Origin of the sequence: Gallibacterium genomosp. 3, assembly GCF_001678475.1 — a bacterium.
GTDB classification, from domain to species: domain Bacteria; phylum Pseudomonadota; class Gammaproteobacteria; order Enterobacterales; family Pasteurellaceae; genus Gallibacterium; species Gallibacterium faecale.
On record NZ_JTJR01000045.1, the window covers coordinates 21,711 to 40,933 of the forward strand.

Below are 19,223 nucleotides of genomic sequence, written 5' to 3' on the forward strand. Positions count from 1 at the left end.
GAAATGTGTAATATTGATCATTCTCGCCGCAAATGGCTATCGTTAGGCGGTATTATGTTAGGTAGTTCATTTGTCGCTAATTCTGCGTTTGCTGTACTATCTACTGCTGCACCAAAAGTCCTACATTTCAAAAATATTAATACAGGCGAAAAATTAAGTTCCCCAATTGCTCCGGGTAAAGGCGTCGCTAGAACAGATTTACAGAAGTTAAATTATCTTATGCGTGATAGACGCACAAATTTAGTCCATAATATGGATCCTCGCTTATTTACTAAACTCTATCAAATCCAATCGCGCTTAGGATTACGTTCATGTGAAATTTCGGTAATTTGCGGTTATCGTGCGCCAGCAACAAATGCAGCAATGCATCGTCGTAGCAAAGGCGTAGCAAGTAATAGCTATCATATGCGCGGACAAGCCATTGATTTCCGTATTGCTAATGTTTCACTGGATAATGTACGTAAAGTTGCACAATCATTGAATAATGGTGGGGTTGGCTATTACCCAAGAAGCAATTTTGTGCATGTCGATACAGGTCCTAATCGTACTTGGCGTGGTAGTTGATCGACAAGACAAACATGATGAATGTACAAATAATCCCCGTTACGCCATTTCAACAAAATTGTTCTGTTGTTTGGGATGACGAAAAAAATGCCGCTATCATTGATCCGGGCGGTGATGCCGAACGAATTATTCAATTTATTAATGAAAATCAAATTACCCCAAAAGTAATTTTACTTACGCATGGTCATTTGGACCATGTTGGCGCTGCAGCGAAATTAAAACGTGAATTTAATATTGATATTCTTGGACCAGAAAAATCAGATGATTATTGGTTACAAGGATTACCACAACAAGCAGAACAATTTGGATTACCATATTGTGCGCCTTTAACGCCAGATCGTTGGTTAAATGAAGGGGAAACTATTGAAGTGGGAGAACTTTGTTTTACCATATTACATTTGCCAGGGCATACGCCGGGCCATATTGGCTTTATTAATCAAGAAGAAAAAATTGCATTTACTGGTGATGTATTATTCCGTCGTAGTATTGGACGCACAGATTTTCCCGGTGGAGATTTTTCACAACTGATCAAAAGTATCAAAGAAAAACTCTGGCCACTAGCTGATGATACGCAAATTGTTGCTGGTCATGGGTTATTAACCACAATTGCAGATGAAAAAAGACAAAATCCTTTTTTAAATGCACAAAATATCGACTAGATAAATGAACTCTTTTTATCGATAAACCTCTAATAGCTGCTCCGTTATTGGAGGTTTTATTTTTCCAAACAAAATATCAGGAAGATGAGGATTAAAATTATTATGTTGCGGGTTTTCTCTCTATATCCAGTACTCTATTTTTTCGTTCTGAATTTAATTATTTTGTCAGTGAGCCGCCTTGGTTTAGCCTTTTGGCAGAAAGAACGGGTTGATGCAGTGGATGGTTGGTTTCCACTCCTGGTACAAGGTGTACGTATGGACGTGGTTTCGCTATGTTGGCTATTTGGCCTATTTGCTTTGCTTTCAGCACTCTTTCTAGATAAAACGCAATTTGGTTCTGTATTTAGAGTGGTATTGCGGGTGGTATTAACGGCAGGATCTGTGTTTATCCTATTTATGGAATTAGCCACACCAGAATTTATTAGTACCTATGATTTCCGTCCAAATCGTCTTTTTGTTGAATATTTAGTTAATCCACGTGAAGTCTTTACTATGTTAGCTAAGGGCCATTTAGTGACGATGATTATTTCAATTATTGTGACAGTATTGGCAACATGGGGATATTGGAAGTTATCGGGGTATGTGGTACGTGATGCGAATGCGGGAAGCTGGCTATATCGTCCTGTAATTGCCGTTGTGGTTGCGGGATTAGTGTTTATGGGGGCGAGATCAACCTTTGATCATCGTGGAATTAATCCATCAATGGTTGCATTTTCGTCGGATCCACTGATTAATTCACTGGTATTGAATTCGGGCTATTCGGTGATGTTTGCAATGCGACAAATGCGCCATGAAGAAGAATCTTCAGAAATTTATGGGCGCTTAGAACCAGAAGATATGTTAGCGACGCTCAAAGGTTTGCATCCACGCCCAGAGAGTGATTATATTGCCGGCGATATTCCATTATTAAGCAAAAATGAAGCAACCTATCGTGGTAAACCTAAAAATCTCGTTATTTTATTAGAGGAGAGTTTGGGAGCACAATTTATTGGTTCGTTAGGGGGATTACCGCTATCACCAAATCTTGATCAATTAAGTAAAGAGGGTTGGTGGTTTGAAAATTTGTATGCAACAGGAACACGCTCGGTACGTGGTATAGAGGCAGTAGTTACTGGCTTTACACCTACACCAGCACGTGCCGTAGTGAAATTAACCAATAGTCAAAATAATTTCTTCACCATTGCAGAGTTATTAGCTCGCAGAGGTTATCACACTTCATTTATCTATGGTGGGGAAAAACATTTCGATAATATGGCAAACTTTTTCTATGGTAATGGATTTAAATACATTATTGATGAAAAAGATTATCCAAATCCAAGTTTTAAAGGAACTTGGGGTGTATCTGATGAGGATTTATTTGCTAGAGCGGATCAAGAGTTTCGCAAGTTACACCAAGAAGGGAAACCGTTCTTTAGTTTAGTCTTTAGTTCAAGCAATCACGATCCATTTGAATTTCCAGATAATAAAATTGAGCTATATGAACAACCAAAAGCGACCAGAAATAATGCAGCAAAATATGCTGATTTTGCGATTGGTGAGTTTTTCAAACGAGCGAAGCAATCTGATTACTGGAAAGATACTATTTTCTTAGTGATTGCTGACCATGATTCACGAGTAGCCGGGGCTTCTTTAGTGCCAATTACCCATTTCCATATTCCTGCATTAATTATTGGTGATGGAATTGCGCCTAAACAAGATAATCGTCTTGTTAGCCAAATTGATATGCCACCGACACTACTTTCATTAATTGGAATTGATGCTGAATATCCAATGTTAGGTTTTGATTTAACCAAATATAGTCCGAATCGAGCATTAATGCAGTTCGATAAATCAATGGCATTGATGAATCAACAGCATCAGGTTGTAATTTTACAACCAGATAAGCAGCCAGAAGGGTTTAACTACGATCAAGCACAGAAAGTATTACGCCCGGCAGAAGTGCCAGCTGAGATGAAAAAACAAGCGTTAACTTATGCTTTATGGGGAAGTTATTTGTATAAAAATCGGTTGTATCATTTACCGGCGGAGAATAAATAATTATTTTAATTGTAATATTATTTGGGTTTCGCCCTAAAGGGCGACCTCCTTTTCTTTGATTTGCAAAGAAAAGGAGGCAAAAGAAAGCAAACCCTCGCACACTTGCTAATCCTCATTCCAATAAGATTTTTCGGGCGGCAAAAAACAGAGATTTTTCTCACTCCGTTCGAAAAATGATCACTTTTTTTGCCTAAAAATCTTATTTGCATTCGGGCAAGTGTGAGAGGGAACCCATTAAACACTTATTAAGATTTGTGATTAAATTTAGATTTGTTAACTGTCTGATCCTTTAATGTTTTCTTATTTTGACTACTATCTTTGATTACATTGTTACTAATATAATCCCTATTAAAAAAACAAACATTTTCTATTACAATAAACACCTTTTTTCATTTCAAGTTAAACAATCCATGGCTAAAGATATGATTTTCTCCGCCCCTATCGAAAAATTGGGCGATTTTACCTTTGATGAACGTGTTGCAGAAGTGTTTCCTGATATGATTCAACGTTCTATACCGGGATACTCAAATATCATTACTGCAATCGGAATGTTAGCGGAGCGTTTTGTTCAACCACAAACGAATGTCTATGATTTAGGGTGTTCACGTGGTGCAGCGACACTTTCGATTCGTCGTAATGTGCATTGTGACGGGGTAAAAATTTACGGTATTGATAATTCTGAACCTATGGTACAACGTTGTCGCCAACATTTAGCTGCTTACCATAGTGACGTTTCGGTTGAAATTTTATGTGATGATATTCGCCAGATTGACATTAATAATGCCTCAATGGTGGTGTTAAATTTTACACTACAATTTATTCCGCCAGCAGATCGAGAAGCCCTATTAAGCAAAATTTACCAAGGGCTAACTAAAGGGGGAATTTTAGTGTTATCAGAAAAATATCGTTTTGAAGACGATGTGATTAATGATCTGCAAATTGATTTACACCATACGTTTAAACGAGCTAATGGGTACAGTGAATTAGAAGTCAGCCAAAAAAGGACGGCATTAGAAAATGTGATGAAAACAGATAGCATTGCTAGTCAAAAAGCATTGTTAGAAAAGATCGGATTTCAACACGTTGTGATGTGGTTCCAATGCTTTAATTTTGGTTCAATGTTAGCGATTAAAGCCTAATAACCAAAATTACGCTATCCAGATTGAAATTTTTCATAGATTTCTGCGGGAAATGAATGAATCCAATTCAAACTAGAAGCGATTTTCGCTATAATCGCCAAGTTAATTTTTAGCTTAATTTTAAAAACAAGGATTTATTATTATGATGCGTTCACATTATTGCGGTGCGTTAAACCGCAGTCATATTGGTCAAGAGGTTACTCTTAGTGGTTGGGTTCACCGTCGTCGTGATTTAGGCGGGTTAATTTTTATCGATATGCGTGATCGTGAAGGGATTGTCCAAGTATTTATTGATCCACAAAATAAACAAGCATTTGAAAAAGCAGCAAATTTACGTAGTGAATACTGTATCCAAATTAAAGGTCAAGTTATTGCGCGCCCAGATAACCAAATCAATAAAAATATGGCGACTGGTGAAGTAGAAGTTTCTGCAACCGATGTTTTAATTTATAACGCATCAGATGTACTTCCATTAGATTTCAACCAAAATAATACTGAAGAACAACGTTTAAAATATCGTTATTTAGATTTACGCCGTCCAGAAATGGCACAACGCTTAAAAACACGTGCAAAAATTACCAGTTATGTACGCCGTTTTATGGATAGTCATGGTTTTCTTGATATTGAAACACCAATGCTTACAAAAGCAACGCCAGAAGGTGCACGTGACTATTTAGTACCCAGCCGTGTGCATAAAGGAAAATTCTATGCTTTGCCACAATCCCCACAACTGTTTAAACAATTATTAATGATGGCGGGATTTGATCGCTATTATCAAATTGTGAAATGTTTCCGTGATGAGGATTTACGTGCGGATCGTCAGCCAGAATTCACCCAAATCGATGTGGAAACTTCATTTCTTACTGCACCAGAAGTGCGTGAAATTATGGAAGAGATGGTTCATGGATTATGGTTAGAAATTTTAGGCGTAGATTTAGGTAAGTTCCCTGTCATGACCTTTGCAGAAGCAATGCGTCGTTTTGGTTCAGATAAACCAGATTTACGTAATCCATTAGAAATGGTGGATGTGGCAGATTTATTAAAAGACGTCGATTTTAAAGTGTTTAGTGGTCCAGCAAATGATCCAAAAGGGCGTATTGCCGCAATTCGTGTACCAAATGGCGTGAGCATTACCCGTAAACAAATTGATGAATATACACAATTCGTTAGTATTTATGGTGCGAAAGGCTTAGCTTGGATGAAGATTAACGATCTTGCTGCGGGTATGGACGGAGTACAAAGTCCAATTGCAAAATTCTTATCGGAAGATGTATTAAAAGCAGTATTAGAACGTGTTCAAGCCCAAACAGGTGATATTATTTTCTTCGGTGCTGATAGCTATAAAGTGGTGACTGATGCAATGGGAGCGTTACGTTTGAAATTAGGACGTGACTGTGGCTTAACTAAACTTGATCAATGGGCGCCATTATGGGTAATTGATTTCCCAATGTTTGAGGATGATGGTGAAGGTGGTTTAGCCGCAATGCACCATCCGTTTACTTCCCCAGCACACGTATCACCAGAAGAGTTAGAAAAATCACCAGTTGATGCAGTAGCTAACGCTTATGATATGGTGATTAATGGTTATGAAGTGGGCGGTGGTTCAGTGCGTATTTTCGATCCGAAAATGCAGCAAACCGTATTCCGTATTCTTGGTATCAATGAACAAGAGCAATATGAAAAATTTGGTTTCTTGTTAGATGCCTTAAAATTTGGAACTCCACCACACGCAGGGTTAGCATTTGGTTTAGACCGTTTAACTATGTTACTCACTGGAACAGAAAATATTCGTGATGTGATTGCATTCCCTAAAACAACAGCAGCAGCTTGCTTAATGACTGAAGCGCCAAGTTTTGCTAATGCACAAGCCTTACAAGAGTTAGCTATTCAAGTGGTAAAAGGAAAAGAGTAGTAAAGAGGCAAAAATGAAACTATATAAATGGGGCGTACTTTGTTTAAGTGGGTTAGCCCTATTTGCCTGCAAAGAAGAAAAGGTCGCTGAAAAAGTAACTCCACCACAAAATGAAGCCAAAGATCAGCTACCTTTAGTCAGTGCAAAAACAGTGACTTTTTTACGAGATGAAAAATGTTTTGCAGAGGATCGTTGTTATCAACTTGATTTACAAAGTTTAGCGACGAATGTTGATTGGATTAATCAATATTTTGATGATGCGGCGCGTAAATTGCTACAAGTTAATGATCCTAATCTTTCAGAAGCAGAGAGTGCAAAAAAACAAGCTGAATGGGATAAATTACCGCTAGATCAGCTCAAAAAAGCGTATATTGATGATGTAGCGTCACTATTCAAAGATGCAGAGTATGCGCCTTTTGGATATTCGCTTGAATATCAGCCTCGCTTTATGGCACAAAACCAACAATTAGCGATGTTTAGTGATTATTTCTTCCATTATGCAGGTGGTGCACATGGTATTTATGCTACACACTTTATTAACTTTGATTTAAAAGCGAAAAAAGTATTAAGCATTGATGATGTGCTATTACCAAATCAAAGAAAAGCATTTAATAATTTATTGCAAGAAGCTTATCTGGATTATGTGGCGTCAGTAGAAAATGAACCCGATCACGATAAAGCGGAGCAATTATTGCAAGAGCGTGCCGATATGGGGTGGGCTGCAGAGCCAACAGATAACTTTACCTTTACCTATAATGGAATGTTGTTAAGTTACCCACCTTATGAACTCGGTGCTTATGTAGAAGGTGAAATCCAGCTATTAATTCCGTATGAACGTTTAATAGATGTGGTAAAACCTGAATATTTATTTAATACAACAAAAACGATTATTTCTGAGTAAATGATGAAATATAAACACCCTGAATCGGTTCTGGTCGTTGTGTATTGTATCAATACAAAACGGGTATTAATGCTGCAACGTAAAGACGATCAGGATTTTTGGCAATCTGTTTCGGGCAGTTTAGAAGTAGGCGAAACACCAGCGCAAGCGGCAAAACGGGAAGTGTTTGAGGAATTACAATTAGATATTTCTACCTTACCAAGTATGCTTAAAGATTGTCATTATGAAGTTGATTTTGAAATCTTTGCCCAATTTCGTGCACGTTATGCACCGAATGTAACGCATTGTCACGAATATTGGTTTACCTTACCGTTAGCAGAGGAGTGTGCTGTCAGTTTAACAGAACACTCTGCCTATCGTTGGGTTGAAGCAGAAACTGCAATGAAGATGACAAAATCATGGAATAACGCGCAAGCGATAGAAAAATTTGTAATACATCAACCTATTGAAAATTAAAGAGGATTTTTCATGGCTGGTCACAGTAAATGGGCTAATATTAAACACCGCAAAGCGGCGCAAGACGCACAACGTGGGAAAATTTTTACTAAATTAATTCGTGAGTTAGTTACCGCAGCGAAAATGGGCGGACCAGATGTTGGTTCAAACCCTCGCTTACGTACAGCGGTTGATAAAGCATTATCAAATAATATGACTCGTGACACAATCAATCGTGCTATTCAACGTGGTGCTGGTGGTGGCGATGATACCAATATGGAATCTATTGTTTACGAAGGTTATGGTCCAGGCGGTACAGCAATTATTGTTGAATGTTTAACGGATAACCGTAAACGTACTGTATCGGAAGTTCGCCACGCTTTTACTAAATGTGGTGGAAATTTAGGTACTGATGGTTCAGTGGCTTACTTATTTACACGTAAAGGTTTAATCTTAGTAAATCAAGCTGATGAAGATGCATTAATGGAAGCGGCTATTGAAGCAGGGGCAGATGATGTACAGCCACAAGATGATGGCAGTTTTGAGATCTATACTGCTTGGGAAGATCTTAGTTCAGTACGTGATGCATTAACTGAAGCCGGCTTTAAAATTGATGAAGCTGAAGTAAGTATGATCCCATCAACTACGGCGGAATTAGATGCGGATACAGCACCAAAACTAATGCGTTTAGTTGATATGTTAGAAGATTGCGATGATGTGCAAAACGTATATCACAATGGTGATATGAGTGATGAAGTAGCAGCATTATTGTAAGAATGATGAGTTAAAAAAGGGGGCTTAGCCCCCTTTTTACTAGTAAAGTGAAATCCTATTCATAAATCTTGATAAATGGTTCATTTGGGTTCCCTCTTACACTTGCCCGAATGAAAATCAGATTTTTAGGTAAAAAAAGTGATCATTTTTCGAACGGAGTGAGAAAAATCTCTGTTTTTTGCCGCCCAGAAAATCTGATTGGAATGAGGATTAGCAAGTGTGCGAGGGCGTGTTTCTTTTGCTTCGTTTTCTTTACACAAGTAATGACAAAAAGCGATAGCTTTTTGAACGTTGCTTGCAACGGCCCGTTAGGGTGAGCAAGCTTGCTTGCGAATAAAAGTAGGTCGCCCTTTAGGGCGAAACCTAAATTTATAATTTAGTGAAAGAATTAGTAGCCAAATATTGTGGACTAAATAGGGCCTATTCTTCCCAGAAAGATAGGCAAAACCCTAATATTTTTAACATTCAATATGATTATTCTCGGCATTGACCCCGGATCACGCCTAACCGGTTATGGCGTTATCCGCCAACAAGGCAAACAACTCACCTATCTCGGCAGTGGTGTAATTCGTACTGAAGTTGATGATCTTCCGACACGACTACAACGAATTTACGTTGGTGTAACGGAGATTATTACTCAATTCCAGCCAGATGTTTTTTCGATTGAACAAGTCTTTATGGCGAAAAATGCTGATTCCGCGCTAAAGCTAGGACAGGCAAGAGGAGCAGCAATTGTTGCCGCAACCAATCATCAATTACCGGTTTTTGAATATGCGGCAAGATTAGTGAAACAAACTGTGGTAGGAATTGGTTCCGCTGATAAAAAGCAAGTGCAGCATATGGTGACAAAAATTTTAACATTATCTGCTTCACCACAAGCTGACGCCGCAGATGCGTTAGCGATTGCCATTACTCACGCTCACTCTTATCAATATTCACTACAAGTTGCTCAAGCAGGACAATCTAAATTAGCGGGAAATGCGGCTTTGTTACGTGCAAGATATAGTCGGGGACGCTTTCGTTTGAAAGCAGAAAAATAAAAATTTGATAAACAAGCAGTACAGCTTGTTGAAAGATTAAATTGACTAACAATTCTTAATAAATGTCTAATGGGTTCCCTCTCACACTTGCCCGAATGGAAGTCAGATTTTCAGGCAAAAAAAGTGATCATTTTTCGAACGTAGTGAGAAAAATCTCTTTTTTGCCGCCCGGAAAATCTGATTGGAATGAGGATTAGCAAGTGTGCGAGGGTTTGTTTTCTTTTGCCTTCTTTTCTTTGCAAACTCAATGACAAAAAGCGATAGCTTTTTGAACGTTGCTTGCAACGGCCCGTTAGGGTGAGCAAGCTAGCTTGCGAATAAAAGAAGGTCGCCCTTTAGGGCGAAATCTAAATGCTAATTAAAGTAAATATGTTGTTAGTAATTTAACTGGTTATCCATAACAGATAACCAGTATAAACAACACTAAAACATCGTTGTATCTTGGAATAACCCCACTTTCAAATCGGTTGCGGTATAAATAATACGACCATCTACCTCAACTTCACCATCGGCTAATCCCATAATTAACTTACGATTAATCACACGTTTTAAATGAATACGATAAATAACTTTTTTTGAAGTTGGTAAAATTTGCCCTGTAAATTTCACCTCACCAACCCCTAAAGCGCGGCCTTTACCTTCACCACCAATCCAGCCTAAGAAAAAGCCAACTAATTGCCACATCGCATCTAACCCTAAGCAACCCGGCATCACAGGATCGCCAATAAAGTGGCAACCAAAGAAAGGCAAATCAGGGCGAATGTCTAATTCTGCTTCAATATAACCTTTACCATAACGCCCTTTCGTTTCATCCATTTCAACAATACGATCCATCATTAACATTGAGGGTGCAGGTAGTTGAGGGCCTTTCTCACCAAATAATTCACCGCGTCCAGAAGCTAATAAATCTTCATAGCTAAATGATTTTTGAGCGGTGAATGTTCTTTTTTGTGAACTACTGTTCGGCATACTGATCTCCTCCAAGCGAGCGTTAAAAATCCTTTCCAAAAGGAAACATAAGATGTTGGCTATTCTAGCAAGGAAAAATGCTTTTTGAAATGGCTTACACTTGTTCGCTGAATGGTCGGAGCAGTTTTTTTATTTTTTGTGCGAATTTAACCAAGGAAACCAACGATTAAGTAAAGGTTTTGCCTCAGCTTTCAGTTCAATATTTTGCATAATTAATTGGTTTAGTGGGCGATTAGCCTCGTGATATTCAGTATCAGGCATTTCTACTAAATCACGTTGCAATAAAATTTGTAACGCTTGTGTCGCATCTTCAACGATCCATAAATGGAATGTTCCTGCTTTTACTGCTTCAATAATGGCTTGATTTAAGCTTAATTGTGCACAAACCACAGTAGGAATAATCACTCCTTGCTTTCCAGTTAAACCACGTTGTTGGCAAATTGCAAAAAAGCCTTCAATCTTTTCATTTACACCACCCACAGCGTGTACCAAACCGAACTGGTCAATCGCGCCAGTAATTGCAATATTTTGCGGTAACGGCAATTCTGCTAAAGCACTGACTAATACACAAAGCATAGCTAACGAAGCACTATCACCATCAATTTCAGTGTACGACTGTTCAAAAACTAGTGATGCAGAGAAAGGTAATTGGCTGGGTAATTGCAAAATATTGCTTAAACAAGATTGTGCAATCATCATCCCTTTACTGTGAATATTGCCGGCTAATTCATTTTTACGATCAACATCGACAATTTCCCCTTCGCCAATTTGTACTAAACAACTGATTCGTGAGGGTTCACCAAAGGCATAGGGTACGCCCGGATACTCAATTACCGACAAGCCGTTAATTTGTCCAATCTCTTCACCATCAGTAGCGATATAGATCTGTTCAGCCAAGACGCTTTGATAACTACGTTGCTGCAATAAATCTCGCTGATAACATTGTTGACGATAACAATCTTCGATCATCGCTGCGGTAATTAACTTAGATTTGGGTTGGGTAATCATTGCACCTTGTAAAATGCGTAAAATCTGTGAAGGCGAATTACTAATTAATTGGCGATCTTCACTATCACGCACAAGCCACTGATACAAGCGATTAATGCCAGATAAATCAATATCACGTTGCAGTTCGGACTTTGCTAAATGTTGAATATAACCTGCCCATTGTGCTTGTTGCTGTTCAGAGGCAACCTCACAATAAGCGGCTAATTCTGCATAATCAGCTAATTGGTATAAGTCAGGTTGGATTGCTTCTAATTCGGCAATATTTTCTCGACTGCCAACTAAGATAAGTTTTAATTTCAATGGCATACTTGGAATAACACATGGCTGGCGTTGCAGAATATTATCTAAATGCCAATGAAATTGTTGTTGTTGCAATAAGCTTAATAAACGTAACCAAACGTCAAATTGTGCTAACAGTTGTGCGATAGAAACGATTAAGATCCCACCATTTAATTGATGAACTAATCCCGGTATAAGATGCAGTTTATCGCTATTAGTTAGCTGTAATACTTGCCCAAATAGATGTTGAGGATCAAGATAATCAGCACTTTTTACCCAATCACGTTGAATAAAATTATCCTGTACAGACGTAGCTGTCCGCATTTCCATGATAGGAAATTCATTATTATGCTGCTGGAATTGATAATGTACCCCATTAATTGCCAACGGTTGATCTGCAAAATAATGCTGTAATAAATAACGTTCTAAACGCTGTAAATCACTAAATTGTTCTTCACCTTTTAATACTAATAAATGCCTATCTTGTGCTAACCAATGTTTAATCGCTGCGGTAGCACGTGGCTGTAAATCCCAAAAATCAATAGTGTGATTAATTTGTTCAGCTTGAATCGCGAAGGTGGGTGCAAGTGACTGCCAATCTAATTTTAATAAATCCATAGTTATTCTCTTTTCTTTTTTAACCTGCGAATTATACACAAAACTACTGTAAAGGGTGGATTTCTATTCTGTTAATTAGGAAGTAAGAAAAATAGATAATAGAGCCTATAGTAGAGATATAAAAAGTATCATTTACCTATATTGAGGTATACTTGTAATTTGTTGATTTATATAGAAAATAGTAGGGGGGGGGATTTTACATTTAACAAAAAATCTGCTAAAATTGCTTGATTTTTACGCAGGGTATAGACCTAATTTTGATAGTTTGTTATTGCAAATTAAATTTGGTCTTAGAAATTTTTTTAATATTGAAGGAACTATCATTATGAATAAAATCTACAAAGTGATTTGGAACAGCACATTAGGCATTTGGCAGTGTGTTTCCGAATTAACTAGTGCGAAGGGTAAAAGCAAATCTAGCACCTCCTCAGTTGCTACTCCTCGCTCTGTAAATGCTAGGGGGGGGGGTAAAAACAGTCCTTTCTATTTTTGCACTGCTGGCAATGGGAACGATTTCTTATCAAGCTGTTGCTGAAACGGTTACGATTTCAGGAGCAGATGGGATTTCAGGTACAGTGCCGCAGAGAAAGGCATCCACTGACCCTGTAGGCTCTATTTCTACAGCTGGTAAGGTAACGAATGATACAGTGTCTAGTAGACAATCTGCTACGATCAAAGGTGATACGATTACGATTGATGGTAATCAGGGTGCGACTAATACGGGTATCGTTAAGTTTATCTATGAAATGGGATGGGGGACAGATAGTAATAACTCCCCAATCAACCATAATGTTGATCCTAACGCATCTTATTTTAGGTATTTAAAATTGGATAACTCCCACTTGTTGATTAGTAATCCGACAAGCTCTCCTGAAGGTAAGTTTAGATTTGATGGTTTATGGGCAGGTGCAGAAGCTGGTAAGTATGCTAGTGAGAGTACGATCACTTTGAATAATGCTGAAGTCTTATTAAATAACTCCAGTAGTTCAGGTGGTTTAGCTGTAGGTCCTAATAGTTCTGTCGATATTAACAACAGTACATTTACTAGTATTTTTGTTCGAAATATTGGTACGGTTAATGTGACTAATTCTACTTTAGCTGTTACTCAAGATGTGACGACATTCGAGGGATTTGTTAGAGAGGGTGAGCTTAAAGGAGAGAATGTTAATACAGCTCAATTAGGCACATTTAACTTTGATAACGGGGTATTGGAGTCTAAGTATAGAGCGGCTAGACCTAATGATCCTGGAATGTTTAAAGGTAATTTAGTGCTTAAGAATGATACCGAGATTAAAGTAGGTACTAATTCAGACGGCACTATTAAAAAGACCTTTATTCAAGGTGGTGGCGTGATTCAGGATTTTAATGGTTCTAAATCAGCCGTGAATAAAACTGGTGCGGGTACCTTGGTTTATACCGAAAGTAACACCTATACTGGCAATACCAATGTTAAAGAAGGAACTTTACAGCTTGGTAATGAAGGTGGTGCAGTAGCAGGAACTGAGGGTACTACAGGGGATATTGCTCGTGATACAGATATTGTTTTAAGCAAAGACGCAACCTTACAGATTAAACGTTCAAATACATATGAATTAAATAATAAAATTCTAGCAGAAAATAAAGCGGCTGATACGGGTAACCTCGTGCAAGCAGGTAGCGGTACCACCATTATTAGCAATAAAGACAATACTTTCAGCGGTAATACGCTGATTCGTGGTGGCGTGCTGCAATTTGAAAATATTGAATCAATGGGGAAAGGCACGACCGCGATTTCGACTGGTGAAGGTGAAGATAAAGGTAAGTTAAAAATCAACTTTACCGAAGATGCAACAATTGAACGCAATATCGATGGTACTGGTGAGATCGAAAAAACCAATACCGCTAAAGTAACCTACACTGGCTCTGGTACCTACACGGGTAAAACCACCGTATCGGGCGGTGAATTAGAGATTGCTTCAGGCGGTAGCATTATCGGTACCAGTGAAGTGATTATTGATGATGGTAAGACTTATACGGAAGGTCAACCTGTTGCAACCTTAACAGTTGGCGGTACGCTTGAAACGGCTCACACAGATAATGATTACGGTGATGTCACAATTGATAACGGTACGCTTAATGTAAAAAATGGCGGTACGGTAAATGTGGGTAACATTAAATCAAGAGATCCTAATACACCCGAAGCAGATACTGATAAATCTACGATTAATATTGAAAATGGCGGTAGCCTCACAACCAATCTGATAAACGGTGATAAACTCTTTGAAAACTTCAAAACCGATCCAGGTCATGAAGGCATTCAAATTGACGGTACGCTAACAGCTCAAGTTGCGGATAAAGATGCCACGATTTCTCAAGAAGACGGTGCGGTATTCACAGGTACAGGTAGCTTTGTGAAAGATGGTAACGGTACCTTGAAACTGGCTTCAGGCAACACCATTGGTACAACTTGGGTGAAAGACGGTACCTTAGATTTAGACCCAGATAAAACCCTAAAGAGCACTACGGTTAAAGTGGGTGATAATAAGGTAGCAGACGCAACCGACAAAGAAGCCGCTAAAACTGCGACATTTAATGTAACAGGAACCGTAGAAGGTGCCACTGATGTCAGCGTAGATTCTGATGGTTACTTGAAAATTGGTGATGATACGCATACTGGATCTATTAGTACGACTAATTTGACGGTAGAGGGTGGCTCAGTAGATCTTGCAAAAGGTACTGCAACGGTATCCGCAACGACTTCAGTTAAAGATGGTACATTGAATGTTGCTAAGGGTACTCAGCTGACTACGGTAGACCTTAAAGCGGGTGATAATAAAGACGAGGAAGGTACAAATAATAAGACAAATGCCTTTGTGAATATTGATGGTACAGTAACGGCTACTGGAGATATTACGGTCAAACCCGATGCAAAAGTAACCGTAGGTACGGATGCAGAGGGCGATACCCCAGCAACTGCAGGGACGTTAGCCGGTAAGAACTTAATCGTAGAGGGCGGTTCAGTCGATGTAGTTGAGGGTAAAACCAACATTACTGAGGATACTGATGTTAAAGACGGTTTATTAAACGTTGATAAAGGGGCTACTCTAACGACAAAAAATCTGAAAGCGGGTGATAATGAAGACGAGCAAGGTACGAACAATAAGACGAATGCCTTTGTGAATGTGAATGGTACCGTAACGGCTACTGAAGATATTACAGTTAAACCTGATGCGAAAGTAATCGTAGGTACGGATCCACAGGGCAGTACCCCTGGAACTGTAGGGACATTAGCTGGTAAGAACTTAACTGTAGAGGGTGGTGAAGTTGCTGTCGTTGAGGGTAACGCCAAGATTACTGAGAATACTGATGTTCAAGACGGTACATTAGACGTTCATAATGGTGCCACTTTAACGACAAAAAATCTGAAAGCGGGTGATAATAGTGATGATCAGAAGACTGGCGAGTCAATTAATGCTCATGTCAATATCGATGGTGACGCAACGGTTAGTGGTGAAATGACCGTAAAACCTGATGCGGCCGTGAATGTCGGGACCAATGATATCCCTTCTGATGGTGATGCACCTACTAAAATTGGTGACACAGGTAGTTTAAAAGTTAACACCTTTACAATGGATGGCGGTACGCTGGATGTTAATAAAGGTAAGCTTGATGCAGGTACAGCAACAGTTAATGGTGGTACATTGACTGTAGATGGTCCAGGTACGGTTAATGTAGGTACGGTTAATCCAGAAAATGGTAATTTAACCACACCAAAAGTACTAACACTGAATGGTGGTACATTAGATGTCGCGGGTCACGTGAATGCTGAGAACATTGTTTCTAATCAACCGACTGATAATGATACAGATGCAATTATTAAAGTACAAGGTGGTGGTGAGCTAAGCCTTAAACCGACAGGGGATAAGCCACTGTTTGACGGCTTTAAGCAAGGTGATTCAGATACTATTGAGGTCGGTGGTACGTTAAAAGTGGATGTGGCAGATGGTGTGAATGTAGCACAAAACCTTGATGCACCGATTAATCCACTCACTACTGCTGATAATGCTACCCCTGTAAAAGGTACATTAGAGAAAAATGGTAATGGTAGCTTGTTGTTAAGTGCGCCAGAAAATACGTTAGGTAAAACCGTTGTACACGATGGTACATTAGGGATTAAACCTAATTCAGTATTGAACAGTGATACGGTAGATGTTGGCGATTCACAAGAGACTTCAGACACCGCTAAATTAAATATTGAAGGTGGTTTAAAAGCAACTGATGTAAATGTGAAGCCTGATGGTCACTTAAATATCGGTACGAATGCTGATCCTGATGCGGATACACCAGATGTTAAAGGTACATTAGAAACCACTAACCTAACTATTGATAGTGGTTCAGTGGATCTGAATGTGGGTAAAGCAGATATTGGTACCACCAATATCAATGACGGTACATTTACTACAGATAAAGGCACGACTTTAGACAGTGACAATATCAATATCGGTAATAACCCTGATGGTAACAATAAAGATGGTGGCTCTAATACAGCTAAATTACAGGCTAACGGTGATGTTATAGCGGAAAATGTAGCCGTTAAATCTGATGGTGCATTAGATATTGGCTCTAATGATAATCCTAAGGATAAGGGTAAATTGACCGCTACTAATGTTACCTTAGATGGGGGGCGTATCGATCTGAATAATGGTGAAACAGACATTGATACCACTCAAATCAATAAAGGTAAGGTTACTGTTGATAAGGGAACGACTTTCGATAGTGATAATATTAATGTCGGTAATAACACTAATAACAATGGTGATCCAGCATCAGAAGCAGGTATCCAGATTGATGGTACGGTAACAACGAAAAATATTACCGTGAATCCTGATGGTACATTAGATGTCGGTACAAACGATAAAGCACAAACAGGTACGTTGAAGACTGATCATTTAGTGCTTGAGGGCGGTCCTGCCAATATTAATAGTGGTACAGTAGAAACCCCTAATGATATTGTGGTGAATGGTACGACTTTAACCATTGATAAGGGCACAACCGTAACGACACCGAATGTGATTACAACCGATCCGATTGGTGAGGATACGAAGCCATCTGCTGTCAATATTGCTGGTACGTTAAATGTGTCTCCCGCTGATGGCGCGAAGTTGTTTGATGGATTCCAAACCAATCCGGCTAAAAAGGGTAAAGATGGTTTAACAGTCGATCGAACAGGTACGTTGAATATTACTACGCCAGCAAATGGTGTGGTAACCCAAGATCCTGATACTCCGATTGCAGGTTCAGGTACGATCAATAAGAAAGGTCCGGGTGAGCTAGATATCCTTGCAGATAACCCATTTGAGGGTACCGTTAATATAGATGAAGGTACGCTACGATTGACAGATAATGGTAAATTAGGTCAGGCGACTGTCAATGTTAATAATGATGGAACACTTGCTGTAGATGCGCCAAATACCGAGTTGGGTAGCTTAACAATGAATCCTAAGAGCCGATTTGTGGTTAAGGCGACTCCAGATGGCGTGAGCGAGTTACGTGTTAATGGTGATTTACACTTAGATGGTCAATTCTTTACAGATGTTAAAGAGTTTAAAGATAGTCCTGACTTGGATAAGATTGATTTATCTAGAGCAGTGGTATCAAATACTGGTGGGTTAACTGGTAAATTCACTTCTTATGATGATAATAGTAATCTGTTTGACTTTATTCCAGATTCACAAACTAATCCAAATGAGATAAGATTTATCGTTAAACCATCTAAAGATGACTTAGGTATAATTGCTGATCGTTTAGGGTATGAGCGAGCGAAGAGTATTGCTTCTGCATTAGATAGTATCTTTGCTAAAGATCCAACAGGACCACTAGCACGTTTATTCTATGCTCTTTTTGATGATCAACAATCAATAGATGCAGTAGTAGAGTCATTACCTGCCTTAGCGGGAGCAAGCAGCCAAGTTGTTGCTGATACAAGCAGACATTTAGCAAATCTTGCGAAAATTTATGACCGTTGTGAAGATAACGTTCAACAAGGTGATAAACATATTTGGGCGAAAACTTTCGGTAGTTGGGGTACCCAAGATCAATACCAAGGTGCAGCAGGATATCGTAGCGAAAGTTATGGTTTTGCTGCTGGCGTTGAGAAATGTCATCAACAAACTCGCTTAGGAGCGATGATCGGCTATGCTTATAGCCATGCTTATAACCGTGAATCAGTGTCTAATCAAACATTACGAGCAGATACAATTCAAGCAGGTATTTATGGTAATACATCAATTAGCTCTATTGCTGATTTAGACTTTAGAGCGGGTATTGGTTACAGTGATGTAGGTACTAAACGTAATATTAAGTTTGCGAAGCATACTGCACAAGGTAACTATGGTAATAAGATTGGGTATGCTGGTGTGGGTGTGAACTTTAATGCGTTCTCATCTGAACAAGCTGTGATCAAACCATTTATCCGTTTAGATTACCAAGTGGTGCGTAATAACCATTACAGTGAACGTGGTGCAGGTGTGTTAAATCTTAATGTTGATGCGGGCACTAACCAATCATTAGTTAGCCAAGTTGGTGTTGATATGAAAGCGCGTCTTGCTGATAAGCTCTCTGTTAATACTCGTGTTGGTGTAGGTTATGATTTAGTTGGTGAGATAGCCTCTACACGCGCAGCGTTTGCGGGTGCGCCGGATGTTAAGTTTACAACTCAAGGAGCACAACATGGTCGTGTCAGCGGTGAATTGGGAATTGAGATGAATTACCACATTACCCCTGCAGCAACGTTATCAGTAGGTTATGATGCGTCAGCACGTAAAGGCTATATTGAACATACACCAAACATTATGTTTAAGATGGCATTTTAATTAGGTTATTAACCTTATTTTTAAAATAACAATACGC

The 19,223-nt window shown here is 39.0% G+C and carries 13 protein-coding genes; 11 read left to right on the top strand and 2 right to left on the bottom strand.

The features are described from left to right. Positions 1-3 precede the first annotated feature (3 nt). The 9 genes from QV06_RS10050 (at position 4) to ruvC (ending at position 9,461) form a co-directional block, all read left to right on the top strand. On the top strand, positions 4-564 hold the full coding sequence (locus tag QV06_RS10050; RefSeq protein WP_065238016.1) for a YcbK family protein: 561 nt from the start codon (positions 4-6) through the stop codon (positions 562-564). Positions 565-581: 17 nt separating this feature from the next. Further along, positions 582-1,223, top strand: coding sequence for an MBL fold metallo-hydrolase (locus QV06_RS10055; protein WP_065238017.1), 642 nt, complete (start codon positions 582-584; stop codon positions 1,221-1,223). A gap of 102 nt (positions 1,224-1,325) precedes the next feature. Beyond that, entirely contained in the window at positions 1,326-3,260 is a 1,935-nt protein-coding gene (locus QV06_RS10060) for an LTA synthase family protein (RefSeq protein ID WP_156542052.1), read from the top strand. A 410-nt stretch (positions 3,261-3,670) separates the two neighbouring features. Beyond that, complete coding sequence (gene cmoA / locus QV06_RS10065; protein ID WP_065238019.1) at positions 3,671-4,399, top strand: carboxy-S-adenosyl-L-methionine synthase CmoA; 729 nt, start codon at positions 3,671-3,673, stop codon at positions 4,397-4,399. A 142-nt stretch (positions 4,400-4,541) separates the two neighbouring features. Then, positions 4,542-6,311 carry an aspartate--tRNA ligase gene (gene aspS, locus QV06_RS10070; protein ID WP_065238020.1) on the top strand — a complete coding sequence of 590 codons (1,770 nt, stop codon included), beginning with the start codon at positions 4,542-4,544 and terminating at the stop codon, positions 6,309-6,311. Between the two features lie 13 nt (positions 6,312-6,324). Beyond that, positions 6,325-7,212, top strand: a complete 888-nt coding sequence (locus QV06_RS10075) for an RsiV family protein (protein WP_065238021.1) — start codon at positions 6,325-6,327, stop codon at positions 7,210-7,212. A gap of 3 nt (positions 7,213-7,215) precedes the next feature. Then, positions 7,216-7,668 (top strand): dihydroneopterin triphosphate diphosphatase, encoded by a 453-nt coding sequence (gene nudB / locus QV06_RS10080; RefSeq protein WP_065238022.1) that lies wholly within the window; start codon positions 7,216-7,218, stop codon positions 7,666-7,668. 12 nt (positions 7,669-7,680) lie between these two features. Beyond that, the gene (locus QV06_RS10085; RefSeq protein ID WP_065238023.1) at positions 7,681-8,421 is read left to right on the top strand and encodes a YebC/PmpR family DNA-binding transcriptional regulator; all 741 of its coding nucleotides are present in this window, start codon (positions 7,681-7,683) and stop codon (positions 8,419-8,421) included. Positions 8,422-8,891: 470 nt separating this feature from the next. Further along, on the top strand, positions 8,892-9,461 hold the full coding sequence (gene ruvC / locus QV06_RS10090) for a crossover junction endodeoxyribonuclease RuvC (RefSeq protein ID WP_065238024.1): 570 nt from the start codon (positions 8,892-8,894) through the stop codon (positions 9,459-9,461). 423 nt (positions 9,462-9,884) lie between these two features. Here ruvC and fabA read toward each other — a convergent pair whose 3' ends face one another. Both fabA and QV06_RS10100 read right to left on the bottom strand, forming a co-directional pair. Next, positions 9,885-10,430 (bottom strand): 3-hydroxyacyl-[acyl-carrier-protein] dehydratase FabA, encoded by a 546-nt coding sequence (gene fabA / locus QV06_RS10095; protein WP_065234534.1) that lies wholly within the window; start codon positions 10,428-10,430, stop codon positions 9,885-9,887. 129 nt (positions 10,431-10,559) lie between these two features. Continuing rightward, the gene (locus QV06_RS10100; RefSeq protein WP_065238025.1) at positions 10,560-12,335 is read right to left on the bottom strand and encodes an AAA family ATPase; all 1,776 of its coding nucleotides are present in this window, start codon (positions 12,333-12,335) and stop codon (positions 10,560-10,562) included. A 325-nt stretch (positions 12,336-12,660) separates the two neighbouring features. Here QV06_RS10100 and QV06_RS11590 point away from each other — a divergent pair, with 325 nt between their 5' ends. Both QV06_RS11590 and QV06_RS10105 read left to right on the top strand, forming a co-directional pair. Continuing rightward, a complete protein-coding gene (locus QV06_RS11590; RefSeq protein ID WP_082985090.1) occupies positions 12,661-12,870 on the top strand; it encodes an ESPR domain-containing protein in 210 nt (69 codons plus the stop codon). Then, complete coding sequence (locus QV06_RS10105; RefSeq protein WP_065238026.1) at positions 12,788-19,186, top strand: autotransporter domain-containing protein; 6,399 nt, start codon at positions 12,788-12,790, stop codon at positions 19,184-19,186. The genes QV06_RS11590 and QV06_RS10105 overlap by 83 nt, the downstream gene beginning before the upstream one ends. The last annotated feature ends 37 nt before the right edge of the window (positions 19,187-19,223 follow it).

Excerpts from the sequence above, each read along its gene's own strand:
- aspS (WP_065238020.1), top strand. The coding sequence starts at position 4,542 with ATGATGCGTTCACATTATTGCGGTGCGTTAAACCGCAGTCATATTGGT.
- fabA (WP_065234534.1), bottom strand. The coding sequence starts at position 10,430 with ATGCCGAACAGTAGTTCACAAAAAAGAACATTCACCGCTCAAAAATCA.
- QV06_RS10050 (WP_065238016.1), top strand. The coding sequence starts at position 4 with ATGTGTAATATTGATCATTCTCGCCGCAAATGGCTATCGTTAGGCGGT.
- QV06_RS10105 (WP_065238026.1), top strand. The coding sequence starts at position 12,788 with ATGCTAGGGGGGGGGGTAAAAACAGTCCTTTCTATTTTTGCACTGCTG.
- QV06_RS10055 (WP_065238017.1), top strand. The coding sequence starts at position 582 with ATGAATGTACAAATAATCCCCGTTACGCCATTTCAACAAAATTGTTCT.
- QV06_RS10100 (WP_065238025.1), bottom strand. The coding sequence starts at position 12,335 with ATGGATTTATTAAAATTAGATTGGCAGTCACTTGCACCCACCTTCGCG.
- QV06_RS10085 (WP_065238023.1), top strand. The coding sequence starts at position 7,681 with ATGGCTGGTCACAGTAAATGGGCTAATATTAAACACCGCAAAGCGGCG.
- QV06_RS10060 (WP_156542052.1), top strand. The coding sequence starts at position 1,326 with ATGTTGCGGGTTTTCTCTCTATATCCAGTACTCTATTTTTTCGTTCTG.
- ruvC (WP_065238024.1), top strand. The coding sequence starts at position 8,892 with ATGATTATTCTCGGCATTGACCCCGGATCACGCCTAACCGGTTATGGC.
- QV06_RS11590 (WP_082985090.1), top strand. The coding sequence starts at position 12,661 with ATGAATAAAATCTACAAAGTGATTTGGAACAGCACATTAGGCATTTGG.
- QV06_RS10075 (WP_065238021.1), top strand. The coding sequence starts at position 6,325 with ATGAAACTATATAAATGGGGCGTACTTTGTTTAAGTGGGTTAGCCCTA.
- cmoA (WP_065238019.1), top strand. The coding sequence starts at position 3,671 with ATGGCTAAAGATATGATTTTCTCCGCCCCTATCGAAAAATTGGGCGAT.
- nudB (WP_065238022.1), top strand. The coding sequence starts at position 7,216 with ATGAAATATAAACACCCTGAATCGGTTCTGGTCGTTGTGTATTGTATC.